General features: G+C 40.7%; 14 protein-coding genes. 13 read left to right on the top strand and 1 reads right to left on the bottom strand.

Going from position 1 to position 16,907, the window contains the following annotated elements; genetic code table 11:
• Positions 1-14 precede the first annotated feature (14 nt).
• From ACZ449_RS17580 to ACZ449_RS17555, 6 genes are all read left to right on the top strand, one after another.
• Positions 15-992 carry an aliphatic sulfonate ABC transporter substrate-binding protein gene (locus ACZ449_RS17580; RefSeq protein ID WP_464257359.1) on the top strand — a complete coding sequence of 326 codons (978 nt, stop codon included), beginning with the start codon at positions 15-17 and terminating at the stop codon, positions 990-992.
• 66 nt (positions 993-1,058) lie between these two features.
• Positions 1,059-1,868 (top strand): ABC transporter permease, encoded by an 810-nt coding sequence (locus tag ACZ449_RS17575; protein ID WP_464257358.1) that lies wholly within the window; start codon positions 1,059-1,061, stop codon positions 1,866-1,868.
• A complete protein-coding gene (locus ACZ449_RS17570) occupies positions 1,865-2,620 on the top strand; it encodes an ABC transporter ATP-binding protein (protein WP_464257357.1) in 756 nt (251 codons plus the stop codon). The genes ACZ449_RS17575 and ACZ449_RS17570 overlap by 4 nt, the downstream gene beginning before the upstream one ends.
• Positions 2,621-2,758: 138 nt before the next feature.
• Positions 2,759-3,007, top strand: a complete 249-nt coding sequence (locus tag ACZ449_RS17565; protein WP_464257356.1) for a hypothetical protein — start codon at positions 2,759-2,761, stop codon at positions 3,005-3,007.
• A 568-nt stretch (positions 3,008-3,575) separates the two neighbouring features.
• Entirely contained in the window at positions 3,576-3,764 is a 189-nt protein-coding gene (locus ACZ449_RS17560) for a hypothetical protein (RefSeq protein ID WP_464257355.1), read from the top strand.
• Between the two features lie 384 nt (positions 3,765-4,148).
• Positions 4,149-6,233: a sigma 54-interacting transcriptional regulator gene (locus ACZ449_RS17555; RefSeq protein ID WP_464257354.1), complete on the top strand. Its 2,085-nt coding sequence runs from the start codon at positions 4,149-4,151 to the stop codon at positions 6,231-6,233.
• Positions 6,234-6,375: 142 nt separating this feature from the next.
• Here the strand turns inward: ACZ449_RS17555 and ACZ449_RS17550 are convergent, their stop codons facing one another.
• The gene (locus tag ACZ449_RS17550; RefSeq protein ID WP_464257353.1) at positions 6,376-7,212 is read right to left on the bottom strand and encodes a TIGR04282 family arsenosugar biosynthesis glycosyltransferase; all 837 of its coding nucleotides are present in this window, start codon (positions 7,210-7,212) and stop codon (positions 6,376-6,378) included.
• 374 nt (positions 7,213-7,586) lie between these two features.
• Here ACZ449_RS17550 and ACZ449_RS17545 point away from each other — a divergent pair, with 374 nt between their 5' ends.
• From ACZ449_RS17545 to ACZ449_RS17515, 7 genes are all read left to right on the top strand, one after another.
• On the top strand, positions 7,587-7,724 hold the full coding sequence (locus tag ACZ449_RS17545; protein ID WP_464257352.1) for a hypothetical protein: 138 nt from the start codon (positions 7,587-7,589) through the stop codon (positions 7,722-7,724).
• A 796-nt stretch (positions 7,725-8,520) separates the two neighbouring features.
• On the top strand, positions 8,521-10,665 hold the full coding sequence (locus ACZ449_RS17540; RefSeq protein ID WP_464257351.1) for a molybdopterin-dependent oxidoreductase: 2,145 nt from the start codon (positions 8,521-8,523) through the stop codon (positions 10,663-10,665).
• A gap of 28 nt (positions 10,666-10,693) precedes the next feature.
• On the top strand, positions 10,694-11,029 hold the full coding sequence (locus ACZ449_RS17535; RefSeq protein ID WP_464257350.1) for a hypothetical protein: 336 nt from the start codon (positions 10,694-10,696) through the stop codon (positions 11,027-11,029).
• Between the two features lie 389 nt (positions 11,030-11,418).
• Entirely contained in the window at positions 11,419-12,780 is a 1,362-nt protein-coding gene (locus ACZ449_RS17530) for an MFS transporter (RefSeq protein ID WP_464257349.1), read from the top strand.
• A gap of 277 nt (positions 12,781-13,057) precedes the next feature.
• A complete protein-coding gene (locus ACZ449_RS17525; RefSeq protein ID WP_464257348.1) occupies positions 13,058-14,461 on the top strand; it encodes an MFS transporter in 1,404 nt (467 codons plus the stop codon).
• A 554-nt stretch (positions 14,462-15,015) separates the two neighbouring features.
• Entirely contained in the window at positions 15,016-15,156 is a 141-nt protein-coding gene (locus ACZ449_RS17520) for a hypothetical protein (protein WP_144034135.1), read from the top strand.
• A gap of 231 nt (positions 15,157-15,387) precedes the next feature.
• Positions 15,388-16,632 (top strand): L-lactate MFS transporter, encoded by a 1,245-nt coding sequence (locus ACZ449_RS17515; RefSeq protein ID WP_464257347.1) that lies wholly within the window; start codon positions 15,388-15,390, stop codon positions 16,630-16,632.
• The last annotated feature ends 275 nt before the right edge of the window (positions 16,633-16,907 follow it).

The raw sequence follows: 16,907 nt of genomic DNA, 5'->3' as shown, positions 1-16,907 counted from the left end.
GAGGGGTTAGTTTTATGAACAAGTTGAAATTATTTGCGGTAATGTTTGTTATAATATCGGCTGTTTTGGCAGTAAGCGGTTGTACAAGTACTCCTGCAACTCAGTCCAAGAATGATACGTCTGCCTTAAAGGAGCTTCGTGTTGGCGTTGTGCCATTGCCTCATTACGCTCATATGTGGGTGGCGAAAAAGAAAGGATTTATTGACGAAGAACTGCAAAAAGTCGGTTTTAAGCTGAAGTGGCAACCGTTTAGTCTGGGACCCATGGTGAGTGAGGCCTTTGCCGCTGGGCATTTGGACATGGGGGTTATGGGAGATTTCCCTGCTTTTATTGGCCGTTCTGCCGGCACGAACTATCGAATTGCGTCAATTGCTTCTGCTGCACCGAAAGCATTGGCGTTGGTTGCGAAAAAAGATTCGGATATTGTTAAAGTAACTGATTTAAAAGGGAAAAAAGTGGCTACGACCAAAGGCGCTTATGGACAGAAACTATTGTCACTGCTTTTGGAGAAAAATGGCATGACCATGAATGATATCCAATTCATTCATATGTCTATGGACGATCTTGCCACAGCGCTGCTGCGTGGTGACGTCGCGGCAGGTGTTATCTGGGATCCTTTAATAACCCGCATGGAAGAAGCCGGTGAAATCAAGATTGTCGCTGATGGGACAGGCATTTATGAAGCCTATGCCGTGTTGATGGCAAACGGGGACATGCTTGATAAGAATCCGGAGGCGGTGGAGGCTGTACTGCGGGCCTTCCGGCGGGGAGATGAGTACTTAAAGCAAAACCCGGATGAATGTATCAAATTGTTGATGGAAGATATGAGAATACCAGAGTCGCAGTTGACTAAGATTATCAGTAAATTCAATTATGACGGGACAATCACTGATAAATTTGTGACAGATATGAAGGATACGGAAGAGTTTATGCGTAAGAACGGTCTGATCAAAACACAGGTAGATGTTCAGTCCTTTATTCGTAAGAAATAAGGATATATTGGGACAACCCCTGAGAAAGTCGAATATGCTAGGAATCGGTAAGGGAGATATAAGATAATGGAAATGGTGCTAAAAATAGCTAAAGTGTACAAGATCGGTATGATTACTGGCTGTCAGCACTGGAAACGGGTTTTGCTACCTTGTATTGTGCTTGCCGTATGGCATGGCATTACTATCAGCGGCATGGTAAAACCGATTTTGCTGCCATCTCCAGCTCAGGTATGGGATGCTTTTGTTGTTATGCTATCTAACGGGGAATTGGTCACTCATTTAGGAACAAGCATGATACGGGTGCTGGAAGGGTTTATCCTGGCTGCGCTTTTAGGTGTAGGGTTAGGACTGATACTGGGTATCTTCCCACTTATGTTTGAATTGATGGATGGCTTAATTCAATTGCTTAGGCCTATTCCTCCCATAGCTTGGCTACCCTTATCGATCCTTTGGTTTGGTATTGAGGAAGGATCAAAAATATTTATCATTATCATCGGGGCATTTTTCCCCATCTTTATTAATGTTTTAGATGGCATTCGTCAAACAGACCATAAATTTGTTGAATTATCTCAAGTGCTGGAAGTACCCAGACGCAAGTTTATTGCGAAAGTCGTTATTCCTGGTGCCCTTCCCTTCATTATTTCCGGACTACGGGTTGGTCTTGGCTATGCCTGGATGTGCGTTGTAGCTGCAGAATTGTCTGCCGGGATGACTGGTATTGGGTATATGTTGACCGACGCCCGGGCCTTAGCCCAAACTGACAGAGTTTTGGTAGGTATGCTTGCTATCGGTGTGATTGGCAAGATCATGGATAGTGTACTTCGCGCTATGGAAAAGAGAATTATCCGCTGGAAGGGGTCATTTACCGGGGTATGAGAGATAACAATCATGTAGCTATAACCAACATATCCAAGACATATAAAAAACAAAATAGCGATGTACTAGCACTTAATGGAATAACTCTCAATGTGTCCCGAAATGAATTTCTATGCATTGTTGGTGCCAGCGGCTGTGGTAAGAGTACTTTGCTTCGTATCATTAGCGGGCTTGACAAGGAGTATAATGGGGCGGTTTGTATTGGGGGAACAAGAATCAGCGGGCCGGGTCTGGATCGGGGAATTGTCTTTCAAGAACATAGGCTATTGCCTTGGTTGACAGTACGGGAAAATATGGAGTTTGCATTGCAAACAGGAACACAGGCAGAAAAGGCCAAACTTATTTTCGACCATCTTAAACTGGTGGGACTTGTCGGTTTTGAAAAAGCCTATCCTGCCCAGCTATCCGGAGGTATGGCGCAGCGGGTTGCAATTGCTCGTGCGTTGGTTAACCGACCGGAGATTTTACTTTTGGATGAACCTTTTGGCGCTTTAGATGCTCTTACTCGCCTAAAAATGCAGCAAGAGGTTTTGGATATCTGGCAAAAAGAGAAAACTACGATGATTATTGTCACACACGACATTGAGGAAGCTGTATATATGGGAGATCGGGTTATTGTAATGTCAGAGCGTCCCGGAACGATTAAGAAGGAGTTTGTGGTGGATCTTCCGCGACCTAGGAATCGTTCCGATATGGCTTTTCAGCAATTAAGAAAAGAGATTTATTTGGAATTTAATGCGGATTTGGTATAAATGTATATGAATGACCAGTATATTTTATAAAAATCTCAAAATAGGACAACAAGCCATAAACCGTTCTATTTTGATTCTTGACGCTGTGCCCAATTAGTGTGATACTCAAAATAGTAAGAATTAAAGGAGGGTTATATTATGGCATTCACATTGCAAGATGCAGTGGCCGTTTGGAATAAGCTTCATCAAAATAGTGGTTCAACTTCTCCGTCGGTATTCATGGGGAACTTGGCAATGGATTTGGGGGATTACCAATCCAACGAAGAGCTGGAAAAGAGGCTGCGGGAGCTCTTTAAGAGTGCAGATGTAGAGTATCCGGAAAAAAGCCACGCAATGCATCTTAAAACAACACTTTTAGCTGCTATTAGCCGATTTGACGCGAAATAACTGCTATAATGCTATAATGAAGAGTCTTCGCGGCTACTTAGGTAATAAAAGGCTAGTAATTACTGCTGGATATTACATAGAGTGTCGAAGTGCTAGTCTCAAAATAGGACAATGAGTATTTGCTTTATGTGCTACTCTGACTGCACTTCGCATTCTGTGTAGGATCTAGTATTGATGGGAACTGAGGAGGAAGCAGTATGTGTTGGTCTTGCAATCCATATTGTGGGGGATGTAAGCCGCCAAAGGAAAAGCCAAGAGCATGTCCTGATTGCGGTACCTATAACTTCCCCGAACGTAAGAACTGCAAAAAGTGTGGAATAGAGCTGCCTCCACTTCCAAAACGTCCAACCGTTATGTGTCTGTATGTTGATGATTTATGTGCAAACCCCTGTAATAAGCATAAAAAGCCATCTCAAGATGGTATCGTGAAGACGTGTAAATTTCGTACTCCACCTCTCGATGCTTCAGATAATGCTGAATGATCGTAACCTATTTTTAATATAAGTATTGCTTTAAAGAATTAGAAAAATAGTTGCAAGATTAATAGATAACAAGGAGAAATAAAAATATGGAGATAGATTATCCTTCTTTTACAAGTTCAGGATTTGGCACCGAATCAATTATCTTTTCACAGGGTGAATATGTACTGCTTAATATGGTAGATAAGACTAGTCGCCCTCTCGGAAAAACGTCAGAAGAAGCAAGAGCGAAGCTTAGAGAAATCAAAATGGAACATTTAGAATATCTATTACCATGATATTACTAATAATTCCACTAGATAAAGTAGAATTTTACTAAAAACGGAAATTGTCAAAAATTATTGGAGATTTTAAAATAAGTAAGGCTTTTTTGCAGGAATTTATAGAAGATGCAAGAATATTATACTATTATAGATATATAGATAAGTTCTGAGTCATCTTGTCCTACGGGGAAGTATTTAACGAAGGGTGTGGAGTGTAGTGTTACTGCCTTGCCCTATTGTTATTGAAAAAGGAAGTCTGTAAAGGCTGCCTCTTTTTTTTCAATATCTTAGGACTGAAAACCTGTTCCAATGGCACTTATAGCCTAATGATTTTGTGGTTACAAGGAGCATGAGTTTTAATTGAAAAATCATCTGGTAAAAATAAGGGAGGGGCTGTAGGTGACTGTTGTAGACACTCATAGTATCTCAAATACACCAGCTAATTTTATTACTATTAACAGCGAACTACTATCTCGTGAACGTTGGCAGGCTATACTTCAATATAAACAGGTGTTTCTACAAAATGCAGCTGAAGACCCACGCCAATATTCCTATATGGATCAGGAAGTAGCTGCTTCTTGGATTAGATCACGTAATAGAGGCGTTAATCCTTATTCGGTGGTGACAGGGTCCAATTTGTGTCCGATTGAATTATCTGAAATTTTGGATAAAAACCGTAGACTCATAGACACTACCTATGCGTTGATAAAATCTTTGGAAGAAGTCATTATAGCCTGTGGCTATATTGTATACTTATTTGATAAAGATGGAGTGGTGTTGTTAAATAATGGGAGCCTGGAGAGCTTCGCAAAACTTCCTGAATTCGATACTCGGACAGGATTTCTTATCAATGAAGAATCTGAGGGTACTACTGCTCATGAATTATGCCTGCGGCTTAAACATCCTGTACAGTTACTGGGTCCAGAACATTATTGTATAGCTTTCCAAAACAGTATTGCTTCAGCAGCTCCGATAAAAGACGAAAATGGTAATGTCCAAGCAGCACTGGTATTAGTAAGCCAGCCCTTATTAAATACGCCAGAGGAAGAAACTCTTAAAAAGATGGGGCCACATAGCTTATGTCTGGTAACTTCTTTGGCGACTACGATAGAGAAAGAGCTTAATCTTGAAAATAAGTATATTTCAATAAATAATACATTGAAGACCACTTTGGCTTGCATTGATGAAGGCGTTGTGACACTTGATGGAAATGGTCAAATTTTACATATCAATCCTGCCGGCATGCGCATTCTGAAGTTGAGCCCTGAAGAAAATAATGACAGAAATATTAATGAGTTTCTGGGAAGTACTTCTAGTATAATGGATTTCGTGAGAAAAGGCGAAAACGTTACTTTTGAAGAACATTTCGGTTTGGGTAATGACAGATGCTTTTGTCATGTGAATGCTAGGCCAATTCTAAACCAACACACCCAAGAAGTAGATGTCATTGTGCTAAAACTAAGTTCTTGTGAAAAGTTAGCCATTCAGCAAAATAGCAAACCCGGCAACATGGCTACTTACACGTTTGAGAGTATCATAAGCCAAAACAAAGAGTTTCAGAAGAGTATGGCGTTAGCGAGGCGCTTCGCCAGTTCACCGGAAAACATCCTTGTAATTGGGGAAAGCGGTACAGGGAAGGAACTTTATGCCCAGGCGATTCATAACGTGTATCGTCCTCAAGGACCGTTTATGGCAGTAAACTGTGCCGCTATGCCCCGGGAATTAATTGAAAGTGAACTATTTGGCTATGAAGGTGGCAGCTTTACTGGTGCGGAGCGAAACGGCAGAACTGGTAAAATTGAATTGGCTCATGGCGGTACACTGTTTCTAGATGAAATTGGTGACATGCCGCTGGAGCTTCAGGCTGTTTTGTTAAGAACGTTGGAAGATAAGCAAATTATGCGAGTTGGCGGTAGCCGTTATAAAAAAGTTGACTTTAGATTAATTGCAGCCACAAATAAAAATATCTATAAAATGGTAAAGGAAAATCGATTCCGTGCGGATCTATATTATCGGTTATCTGTATTAACGATTAACATACCATCATTGCGGGATAGAGGCGCAGATATCAAAGTTCTTAGTGAGTTCTTTGTTGAGAAATATTGCCGGAAAAATGGCTGGGGTATTCCGCAAATCAGTTTAGCAGCACAAAAAAAGCTTAATGAATATGAGTGGCCGGGCAATGTACGGCAATTGCAAAACGCAATGATTTATGCCGTCAATACTGCCCAAGGAGGCGTAATCAAGCCGGAAAATTTGCCGAGTTATATTATTTTGGAAACCTGCCCGATAAAAATTGAGGATATATCTGGCAGCAATGGAAACCTGGGAGAAATGCTTTGTCTGGAAAATCTTGAAAAGGCTGCCATCGAAACAGCGCTAGCACATGCTAATAACTACGTACCTGCTGCCGCCGAGATACTGGGTATAAGCCGATCTACCTTATATCGAAAACTAAAAGACTATAATATTGAATATGGCTAATGGGATAACTTATATGTTAAACAAAAAAAATACTCCTTGAATATAAGGAGTATTTTGCGTTTTTGCCCAGAGAGGATAATTTTTTGGATAATATCAAAAACGGCTTTCGTCAAAGGTTGACGAAAGCCGTTTTTCCATATAGTTAGTCGACAATCTCGGATATTGGGGCCGAGGCTTGGAGACCTAATTCTTCTAAATAACGTATCGTTCTTTTTGGCAATACAATGTTCGAATCGTATTGACGGACAAGCTTAAGTGTACTAAGTACAGGAAGTAAGCTGGCCAGATCTGCCGGCAAGTCAATATCAGGGATCATTTCAACAAGGTTAATAGGAATGTTTTTTTCTGCGGCTTTATAAGCAATCATATCCAAGGCTGTTATGCCATCTGGGTTATAGAAAGCGCCATTAAATGAAAATGGTGTAGAGTACGTGTAGCCGATTAAATTAAAACCACCTTCTTGATCGACAGATTCGATGATTCCGGCACCAATTATTGGATTAGCAATATGTGTCTGTTTTGCACAAGTAAATGCCTCAGGAATGGAGGCTATCAATTCAAGTTTTTTTACGGCTTCTTGAATTGTGGAGGCCTGGAGTGTAGGGGTATCTCCACCTAGGATAAATACACTGTCTGCCAGCCGTTGGTCAGACCCATCTTTAAATATGTAGTCAACCGCATATTGCATGCCTTGGTCAAACGAATGTCCTTCATCCTTGAAGATTTCTTTGAGAGCGCCATGGCCGAATGTCGATTCAATGAGCTGATTCAGGTAATTTTTATCTCCGGCTAAATTTTGGCAAATATATATATCACAGCAATCTGCGGTAATACAGCTATCAATCACATCCAATAGAGAGGCTTCATAAAACTCTTTGGCTTCTTCCAGTGTTAATATGCCGCCACGTTCTACAGTGAGTCGGGTCTTGTTGTCGCCGGTTTTGGGAACCTTCGTAAATATGACAATTGCATTTTTCATATCTGTACCTCCAAATTGGTTTGTATTGAAAACTAGTAGACATCTAATAAAATAGCGTTTCTTCTTTGAATATAAAGGAAAAATGGTCAATTTGCAATATAAAGGTAATTTTTTTATGTCCAATTAATCCAATTAGGTTTATGAATCCTAAAATGACATTATGCTCCTAATTTTAGACTGCCTGATTTTCAGCGATTTCCCTGCATTACAGAGCGGCAAGCAATAATTTAACCATCCCAAAAAGAGATTAAGTAAGGGGTGCTTTAGGTAAAGTAAATAAGCTATAAACCCTGAAGATACGCGGATCTTCAGGATTATAAATAAGCTGGCATGATTATTGCTTAATAGTTCTGACATAAAGGAGGTGATTTTCTATGACAGAAAATAAAGAGGAAAAGGCTCCAAAGACAGAGGAGGCTGGCAAAGAGAAAGCAGTTGATAATTCTCAAGTGCCACCATCAAAGCGTAAACCCGGACAGAACTATGGTTCAGCAAATTTCACAAAAAAATAAGTCTGTCTAATGCTCACAGGGTCACCAGAAGCGATGTGGATAAATTGTGGTCAGTTAAGCTGGAAGTGTCTTTGAGAAGAGCAAAGGCAGTTTTTGTATGTTCGGCTTGGAATAACCGAATAGCGAAAGCTGCAATTTAATGCTTCCTTGCTATCATAAAGAATAAGAAAGATGGCTACTTCGAATGAGGAAGGACGTAGTCGTCTTTCTGATCGCAATTTATCCAACGGCTTATACAATCCTTTTTTGCTGAAAACATATGCTGTTTATATGCCGCTAACATCTACAATGCTTTCGCTAAATGAGATCCTATAATGACATATTGGTCGCAAAAAAGGATTATCCAATATTCTGGTGTTTTCCCAGGTTTGCAGACTTATAAGCTAGAGTTTATGATTCCTAAAAAAAGAATATTTGCGTTTTTGTGAATTAACGAAGAACGCCGAATAATCCAAGAAAAGAGCAGCTTTCGGGTTATAAAGAGAGTTGGCATGTTTATTGCAATAATACTTCTTCGGGCAGACAAGCAACTGAACGGATATCCAAACTATAGCTGTACAGCTTTTTGCAAGTTAAATAAATCGAGACTAAGAAAAAAGGTGCTCTGGTCTGTCAAACGCCTGAGGAGGTGTTTTGAAGCAAAAACACATGCTTGGATTGTTCAAAGTAAAAGAGAGTTTTTGAAAGGGTTGGTGAGATCGTGGAAAAAGAATGGAAAAAAATACACGAGGACGGTAGTTATACAGTTCGGACTTGTGGTTGGTCACCCCCGGGAGATCATCCAGTAGGCTGCGGCATGAAATTAACTGTTAAAGATGGTAAGCTGGTTAAAGTTGAGGGTGACCCTGAACATCCTATTAGCCAAGGCCGTTTATGCGTAAGATGCTTATCTTTACCAGAGTTTGTACATCATCCCGACCGCATTATTTATCCTATGAAACGTGCTCTTGAGGATCGCGGTAAAGATAAATGGGTAAAAATCACCTGGGATGAAGCCTGGGACATCATTGTAGAGAAAGTAAACGGATTTAAGAAAAATCATGGTGCTGAGTCGATCGTTGTATTTGGCGGTACTGGTAGGGAAGCTTGCTTGTACTATTATCCGCTTGGGTTCTCCTCACTGCAAACTCCAAATGTTTGCTATCCTTTGAGCGGTTGGTCTTGCTACGGACCTCGTTGCGCTATCACTGACTATATCTTAGGCGCAGGTTATCCGGAAATCGACTTTGCGGGTCACTACCCAGACCGTTATGACCATCCTGGATATAAAGTACCGGAATATTTAGTGCTTTGGGGCAAAATGCCATTATGGTCAAATCCTGATGGATTCTATGGTCACTCCATTATTGATATGATGAAACGCGGAACCAAGATTATTTCCATTGACCCACGGTTGAATTTCCTTTCTTGCCGGGCAGCATATTGGATGCAATTACGACCAGGCACAGATACCGCATTGGCTCTTGGCTTCTTGAATGTCATCATCAACGAAGATCTCTATGATCATAAGTTTGTTGAAGACTGGTGCTATGGTTTTGAAGAACTTAAAGAACGCGTTCAACAATATCCAGTAGAAAAAGTGGCAGAGATCACTGGTATCCCTGCTGAAAAAATCAGAGAATGTGCTAGAGCTATGGCTACAGCTAAACCTACTGCCATTCAGTGGGGTCTGGCTGTCGACGAAAATCCGAATGGCGTTCAACTTGGTCACGCTATTCTTTCGATCTCTGCCATCACTGGCAACCTCGACGTGCCAGGTGGCATTACATTAGGGCCACCGGCTGCATTACTTGGCAAATGGCGTGTTGAGACCCGGTCTCAGATTTCTGAAGAACTTTGGGATAAACGTATCGGAGCAAAAGAATGGCCAGCACTGGCTACTGCTCTGGCTACCACTCATCCAGACGAAACTTTGGATACTCTGGAATCAGGTAAACCTTACAAACTCAGAATGGGTTGGTTCAACAGCAGTAACTTTATCACTCCTACCAACTCAGCTGCTCCTCAAAGATGGTATAAAGCTCTTAAAACGCTGGAATTCAACGTTGTACAGGATTGCTTCATGACTCCGACTGCTATGGCTTTTGCCGATGTCTTCCTGCCATTGCCAACATTTGCTGAGCATGATGGTGTAGTTCTGACTCACTTTGGTCGGAATGCCATTTTCATAGGCGCAATGAACAAAGCCTTCTCTGTTGGCGAATGTAAATCTGATATTGAGGTTTGCATTGAATTGGGTAAACGCCTCAATCCTGAAAACTGGCCTTGGGAAAGCGTTGAAGATTTCTTCACCGACCAACTCAAACCAGAAATTGGCATTGACTTTAACGGCTTGAGAGAAGCCGGTGTATACCAACCTGGGTACACCTATCGTAAACATGAAAAAGGCCTCTTGAGATATGATGGTGAGCCTGGCTTTAATACAGTAACAGGTAAAGTTGAACTTTGCTCGACACTCTTTGAAGAATGGGGCGAAGATCCGCTTCCTTATTACAAAGAGCCACCATATAGCCCGGTAAGCACTCCTGAACTTGCGAAGGAATATCCATTGGTATTGACTACCGGTGCTAGAAAAGTTACCTCCTTCCATTCAGAACATAGACAAATTGAAACTTTGCGTACTATTGATCCAGATCCGATTTTGGAAATTAATCCAGCTACTGCTGCCAAACTTGGTATCAAAGAAGGCGACTGGGTCTATATTGAAAACCAATTTGGTAAATGTAAAGAAAGAGCTCATCTGATGCCTGCCATTAAGCCAGATGTTGTTCATGCAACTCATGGCATGTGGTATCCAGAAGAAGACGGTGAAGAGCCAAACTTATATGGTGTTTGGAAATCCAACATCAATACCCTAATCCCGCATAAACATATCGGTAAACTTGGCTTCGGCGCTCCGTTCAAGAGCATACTCTGCAAAGTTTACAAGGTAGAAGACTAAGATTATAGAATAGAATGGAGGGAAAAGGATGTCAAAGAACGGTATTTTGATCGATTATCAATATTGCACAGGTTGCCGTAGCTGCGAAGTTGCTTGCAGAAACGAGAAAAAAATCCCCAAAGACAAATGGGGGATAAAAATGACTGAAGTTGGTCCCTTTAACGTTGAAGGCGATAATTGGGAATGGAACTTTGTTCCTGTTCCTACTCAACTTTGTGACTTGTGTAAAGATCGCTTAGCTAAAGGTGAGAAAGCAGCATGTGAGCTTCATTGCCTAGGTCAATGTATGGAAGTAGGCCCGATTGAAGAACTGGCTAAAAAAGCTGCTGAAAAGGGTACAAGAGTAGCTGTATTTCTTCCCTGATCCGTGCGTGTTTAAGTGACATAGAATTATAATGTGAAAGATAAAGTGCCATGACGTGTTCCATTTCACGATATGGACCGTTATGGCATTATTCTTTTACGCTAGGTCAACCCTAGCTTAAAAGAATAATCTTCAGATAGGCTGGGCCGTCAATTCCATGACAATTGTTCAGTATCGCTTGTAGTAAGAGTGGTATTAGTATTAGATGGTTTAAATTGAAACCTATTGCGGCAGTTATGCTAATTACGGTAATTACGGTAATAAAAAAAATATTATGCTGTAAATATTCTGAACAATTAATAATATCTGAATAATTACAGGCTAGTTTAACCACTTACTTTATTTATTTCTTGCATGACCGCAAAGGTTAGCGGAAGGAGAATAAAAAGGTGAAGAATTTTACCATTTCAGAAGTAATCGATTCTTTTGGGGTTAACAAATTTACCTGGTCTATCTTTTTCTTTCTCGGTATGTCAATGGTTTTTGACGGCTATGATTACATGGTTGTATCTTATACTATGCCGCAAATATCCGCTGAATGGGCGTTAAGCAAAGTACAAACCGGTAGTCTGTCTTCCTGGAGTCTCTTCGGTTTGATCATTGGGGGAGCACTGGCCGGCATCATTTCAGACAAAATTGGTAGAAGGAAAACGTTGATATACTCGATCGCTGCGTATTCACTTTTAACCATTCCTATCTATTTTGTCCAAAGTTTTGAGGCCTATGCTTTTTTTCGTGTGTTGACTGGAGTGGGGCTAGGCGCTTGCATTCCTGTTGTTACAACAATATTTTCAGAGACTACGCCCACCAACCGCCGGGCTCTATTTATTACATTTGGTATGGCATGGATGATTGTTGGTTGGGTTCTGGGCGGTCTTATCCCCACGCTCCTTGTTCCGTCGCATGGCTGGAGAATTTGCTATCTGATAGGAGGAATACCTTTCTTATACGCGGTATTCCTGCATTTTAGAATGCACGAGTCTGCTCACTGGCTGGCTAATAAAGGACGCAAGGAAGAGGCCGTAAAGGTTCTCCAAGATATTGAAAGAATCGCAACTGGAAAAGTAACTGATTGGGATCCTAATGCCTTAGTTGTTCCGCCAAAGTCCAAAGTTGCTGGGCCTAAAGCTCTTTTTTCCAAGGACTATAGAATGGCAACTGCTGGTGTCTGGCTCACATATTTCTGTGGGTGCTTTATCGTTTATGGCATTAACGCTTGGTTGCCATCTTTGATGTTGGAGAAAGGATTAAAACTCTCATCTGCCTATGGATTGGCGATTGCCAATAATGCTGCTGCGGTAATTGCCAATGCTTCTACTGGCTTTGCCGCCGAAATATTTGGTCGTAGAAAAAATCTTATTTTCAGCTACTTCATTGGTGGTGTTTCGATTCTTATTATGGCTTTCGTTCCAAGTAATTTTGCAGCTATCCTTGCGGCCAATATTTTTATGGGTTTTGCTATTAACTATGCAATTACTGCTGTACAACCTCTTATGGCGGAGAGTTACCCAACGGAATTTAGAAATACAGGCGTATCCTGGTGTCAGGCGTTTGGTCGGCTCGGAGGGGCTTTAGCACCTATTGTTGCCGGGTTCATTATGTCAATGAACCTCGGGCCGCAGATGTCATTCTTATTTTATATTATTCCGGCAGTTATCGGCGGATTAGCGGCCTATCTTTTTGTTAAACGAGAAACCAAAGGAAAATCTCTCGACCAACTTGCTCAGGAACGGGCCAGTATGACATTATAATAAGCTAAATTATATGTATCGGTGTACAAACCACAACTGGTCCCTTTATTTAAGGGACCAGTTGTGGTTTGTGGGCATCATAAATAATTAAGGAAGTGGCTAGAGTGTCGTTTATCTGTAAAAGTGCAATGTTACTTTTAACTGGACTAAATCTTATAGATTCTTTTGTTGAAGTGGATTTGTCACAGCTTGTTTTTATCATATGTTTGGGGGTCGCCTTAGATTCTAAGGCGATTAGTGATAGAGCAGATCTAGTCTACAACGGAGGAAACTAATCATGAAACTACAACTTACAATGGAAAAAACTGCAACAGTTGTTGTAATGACAGCCTATTTTTTAACACCTTTTATGACCAGTGCTGTTAATCTTATCATTCCAGCTATTGGCACTGAATTTTTCAGCCAGACATTGCTTCTTAGCTGGTTGGTAACAGGCTATTCTCTTGCTACCGCTGCCTTTTTGCTTCCATTTGGTAAACTAAGTGACATTATTGGCCGGAAGAGGGTCTTTATAATCGGGATGTTTTTATTTTCCCTTTTTACCCTATTATCCGGAGTGGCTTGGTCTATATGGTGGATGATCCTTTTTAGAATATGTCAAGGAATCGCCAGTGCTATGATTTATAGTACCGGCATGGCTATCATAACATCTATCTATCCACCCCATAGGCGAGGGCAAGTATTAGGACTTTGTACTGCAGTTGCTTACATTGGGTTATCACTGGGTCCTTCTCTCGGCGGATTGATTAGCCACTATTTCAGTTGGAGAGTTATTTTTTATTTGACTGGGTTCGCAAGTGTTTTGGCAACGTTACTGGCTGCTTGGCGTCTTAGGGGAGAGTGGACGGGGGCTAAAGGGGAATCTTTTGATTTTCAAGGAAGTGTATGCTATGTATTAGCGCTTGCCTTATCGTTATTCGGTTTTTCATCATTAGCTCAAACGGAGTGGGCCATTTATTGTTTGTGCATTGGCTTAGTGCTCATGGTTTATTTTTTTGTGTATGAATCAAAACAAGCCTGTCCGCTTCTACGGATACAGATTTTCCATCATAACTCAGCTTTCGCTTATTGCAATTTAGCTGCCATGATCAATTATAGTGCTACATTTGCGATAGCATTTCTTGTATCATTACAGCTTCAACTTGTTATGAAATGTGATTCCTATGTAGCTGGCCTGATTATGATTTCTCAGCCGTTAGTTACGGCTTTATTAGCGCCACTTGGCGGCTACTTAGCTGATCATTTTGATCCACGGGTAGTGACTTCCTATGGTATGGCGCTAAGCGCAGTAGGACTATTTTCATTCAGCCTTGTTACTTCAGAAATGTCCCTTTGGTTGATTGCAGGTAGTTTGGCGATTGCTGGAGCCGGGTTTGCTTTATTTGCCGCACCTAATAATAGCGCTATTATGGGGGCTGTCGATAAAAGTGATTATGGAGTTGCTTCATCTATAGCGGGAACTATGCGGAATATTGGTCAGTCAATAAGTATGGCTGTCGTGACATTGGTTATGTCAGTTTACCTAGATGGAATCGATGCGGCTAGCTATAATCAAATGTTAGTAACTTGTTTTCGCACTGCTTATATTATATTTACTATAATTTGTATTGCAGGGGTGTTTTGTTGTCGCAGGGGTAAGCAATTTGAAACTAAGGCTGAAGTTGTGAATCAAAGATCGTAAAGACAAACCACCATGATCCTTATAATTTTTGAATGATTTGTACAATACAAATAGCGATGGTAGGCATTTTAGAAAATCCTAAAATGATATTGTGATTAAAAAAAAAGAGTAGCTTATATCGCTTGATTTTTCTGATTTGCGAGCTTTTAAGCAAAGGTTTTAGAATCTCAAAACGAGACCTGCAGTTATCGGTAAGAGGCAAGAAAAATCGGGACTAACCCTTGTAATACACAGGTTTATCATGATTGCAATAAGTTGGCATAGTTAATGCATAATATTTTTAAAGAATGATAGCAATTCTGCTTTTACTCAGGCTATAGTTATTTATTTATCCAGATGGAAAGGTTACCTTTCCCTGGATAGAACGACTAAAGCTTGTGCCGGCGTCCTAAAGGACGTCGGCGCAAGCCAAGTCTTATCTTATTAGCAAGCTGAAATTAGCACGTTTGCGGGATGATGAAAATTAACCCGAAACAGCGATAAAAGGAGGTGGGTAGAAACCAATACGCAAAAACGATGGGAGCATTACTAAACAATAAAGGAGGTACAATATAATGTGTTTTAGACCAGCAGCCTTATCCAAGCCGACAATATGCCCGAACTGTGGTAAAAAAATCGCAGCGATGGCAGGCATTAAACAAAAAGTTTGTCCTTTTTGTAAGACCGAATTACCAAAAGACGAAGACAAAAAGTAAGATTATCACTTTTGATGAATAATTGATTCACTGGAAGTTGTAAGTGGATAAAGGCAGGCCAGATAATTAGGCCTGTCTTTATTTAAGCGAAAAACACTAGAATTTTTGCCTTTGGCACCAAGGAACACTTTTTCTACATCACAGTTTTATCTATGTCGCATTTGAAGCCGAAATAATGAGACTTTATTTGACACAAAAATCGAAATTACAGTATAGGAAGAGGTAAAACAATTGTCACAACAAACGTATAATCGATGGCTAATTCTTGTTGCTGCAGTGGTAATTAACATTTGTATAGGTACATTATATGCTTGGAGTGTGTTTGCCTTGCCGTTAGGAAAAACCTTTGGCTGGGCTGCAACCTCCATTGCTTTGGCCTTTACAATTAATCATGCTTTAAGTCCGGTCTCGATGATCGGAGGGGGGTACATTCAAGACCGTTTAGGCTCAAAATCCAATATTATTATTGGTGGTATTATGTTTGGTGTAGGGTTATTTGTAACCGGGTTTGTATCCAGCGTAGAAATGCTTTACGTTACTTATAGTGTGCTTGCTGGTATCGGCGGCGGGGTTATTTATGCCGGAACACTAGGTAATACCGTAAAATTTTTTCCCGATAAACGGGGTTTAGCTTCAGGTCTAGTTGCAGCCGGATATGGTTCCGGAGCTACAATTGTTGCCCCTATTGCCAGTTCGTTAATTACCAGCTTTGGTGTATTAACTACTTTCAAAATTTTTGGTGCCGTATTCTTCGTTATTATCATGCTGTGTTCAATGGTAATAAAGAATGCTCCGGCGGGTTTTAAGCCAGAGGGCTGGAATCCCCCTGTTGATGTTAAAATTTCCAAGCCTGCCGCTCGCGATATGGTTTGGTCTCAAATGTTGCGTGACGGCGTGTGGTGGGTGATTCTGGTCATGCTTACTTGCGGAGCAATGTCAGGATTGATGATTACCGCTTTCGCCTCGCCGATTGGGCAACAAATGTTTAAGTTGTCTCCCATGGACGCAGCTTTGTTTGTTAGCTTGGTTGCTGTATCCAATGCTTTAGGACGAATTATTTTTGGTGCCGTATCGGATAAAATTGGACGAGCAAATACCATTATGGTGATGTATACCCTTTCAGCCTTAGGTATGTTGAACTTGGCGTTAACAGATTCCGTAGCCGGATTTGCTGCTTCCGCTATCGCTGTTGGTGCAGTTTTTGGTGGTTTCATGAGTACAATGCCATCAATTATCAGCGAAAGATACGGATTGAAAAATTTTGGCGTAAACTATGGAATTACCTTTATTGGTTTCAGTTTAGCGGCAATTTTTGGTCCGATGACCGCTGCCACTGTCCGACAGTCTACAGGAAATTATGAACAAGCCTTCTGGGTTGCCTTAGGTTTAAATGTCGCGGGCCTAGTTTTCGCGTTTATTTTTAGAACCTTAGAAAAACGCAGCGAAGAGGAAAACTTAGAAACTGCTTTAGATTAAGTAATGTGGTAATTAGGGTAGAGTCGGCTATTTACATAAATTTAATAATGTAATAAGGAAAATATATATTCTTGTTATAATACTATAATTCTGTAAGTGGTTCGGTTCTACCCGGCTTCTTATTTTTCCTCAAAGGATATAGCAAATTCTTAGTCTGGTTTCATATTGTTAGCTTGTGGATTCTACTTTTACAGGGATGATCGTAGCAGAAAAAATTTGCATTATATCGGTTAATACGATTATTGTTGATATGGTTCTTACCAGATGATCATCCC

The sequence above is a fragment of the Desulfosporomusa polytropa genome, assembly GCF_055380075.1.
This window is presented reverse-complemented; position numbering and strand designations above follow the sequence as displayed.

What these genes read in the sequence shown, in the direction of transcription:
- ACZ449_RS17520 (WP_144034135.1), top strand. Translation starts at nt 15,016, where the DNA reads ATGTGTTTTAGACCAGCAGCCTTATCCAAGCCGACAATATGCCCGAAC.
- ACZ449_RS17570 (WP_464257357.1), top strand. Translation starts at nt 1,865, where the DNA reads ATGAGAGATAACAATCATGTAGCTATAACCAACATATCCAAGACATAT.
- ACZ449_RS17580 (WP_464257359.1), top strand. Translation starts at nt 15, where the DNA reads ATGAACAAGTTGAAATTATTTGCGGTAATGTTTGTTATAATATCGGCT.
- ACZ449_RS17525 (WP_464257348.1), top strand. Translation starts at nt 13,058, where the DNA reads ATGAAACTACAACTTACAATGGAAAAAACTGCAACAGTTGTTGTAATG.
- ACZ449_RS17575 (WP_464257358.1), top strand. Translation starts at nt 1,059, where the DNA reads ATGGAAATGGTGCTAAAAATAGCTAAAGTGTACAAGATCGGTATGATT.
- ACZ449_RS17540 (WP_464257351.1), top strand. Translation starts at nt 8,521, where the DNA reads ATGAAATTAACTGTTAAAGATGGTAAGCTGGTTAAAGTTGAGGGTGAC.
- ACZ449_RS17550 (WP_464257353.1), bottom strand. Translation starts at nt 7,212, where the DNA reads ATGAAAAATGCAATTGTCATATTTACGAAGGTTCCCAAAACCGGCGAC.
- ACZ449_RS17565 (WP_464257356.1), top strand. Translation starts at nt 2,759, where the DNA reads ATGGCATTCACATTGCAAGATGCAGTGGCCGTTTGGAATAAGCTTCAT.
- ACZ449_RS17560 (WP_464257355.1), top strand. Translation starts at nt 3,576, where the DNA reads ATGGAGATAGATTATCCTTCTTTTACAAGTTCAGGATTTGGCACCGAA.
- ACZ449_RS17535 (WP_464257350.1), top strand. Translation starts at nt 10,694, where the DNA reads ATGTCAAAGAACGGTATTTTGATCGATTATCAATATTGCACAGGTTGC.
- ACZ449_RS17545 (WP_464257352.1), top strand. Translation starts at nt 7,587, where the DNA reads ATGACAGAAAATAAAGAGGAAAAGGCTCCAAAGACAGAGGAGGCTGGC.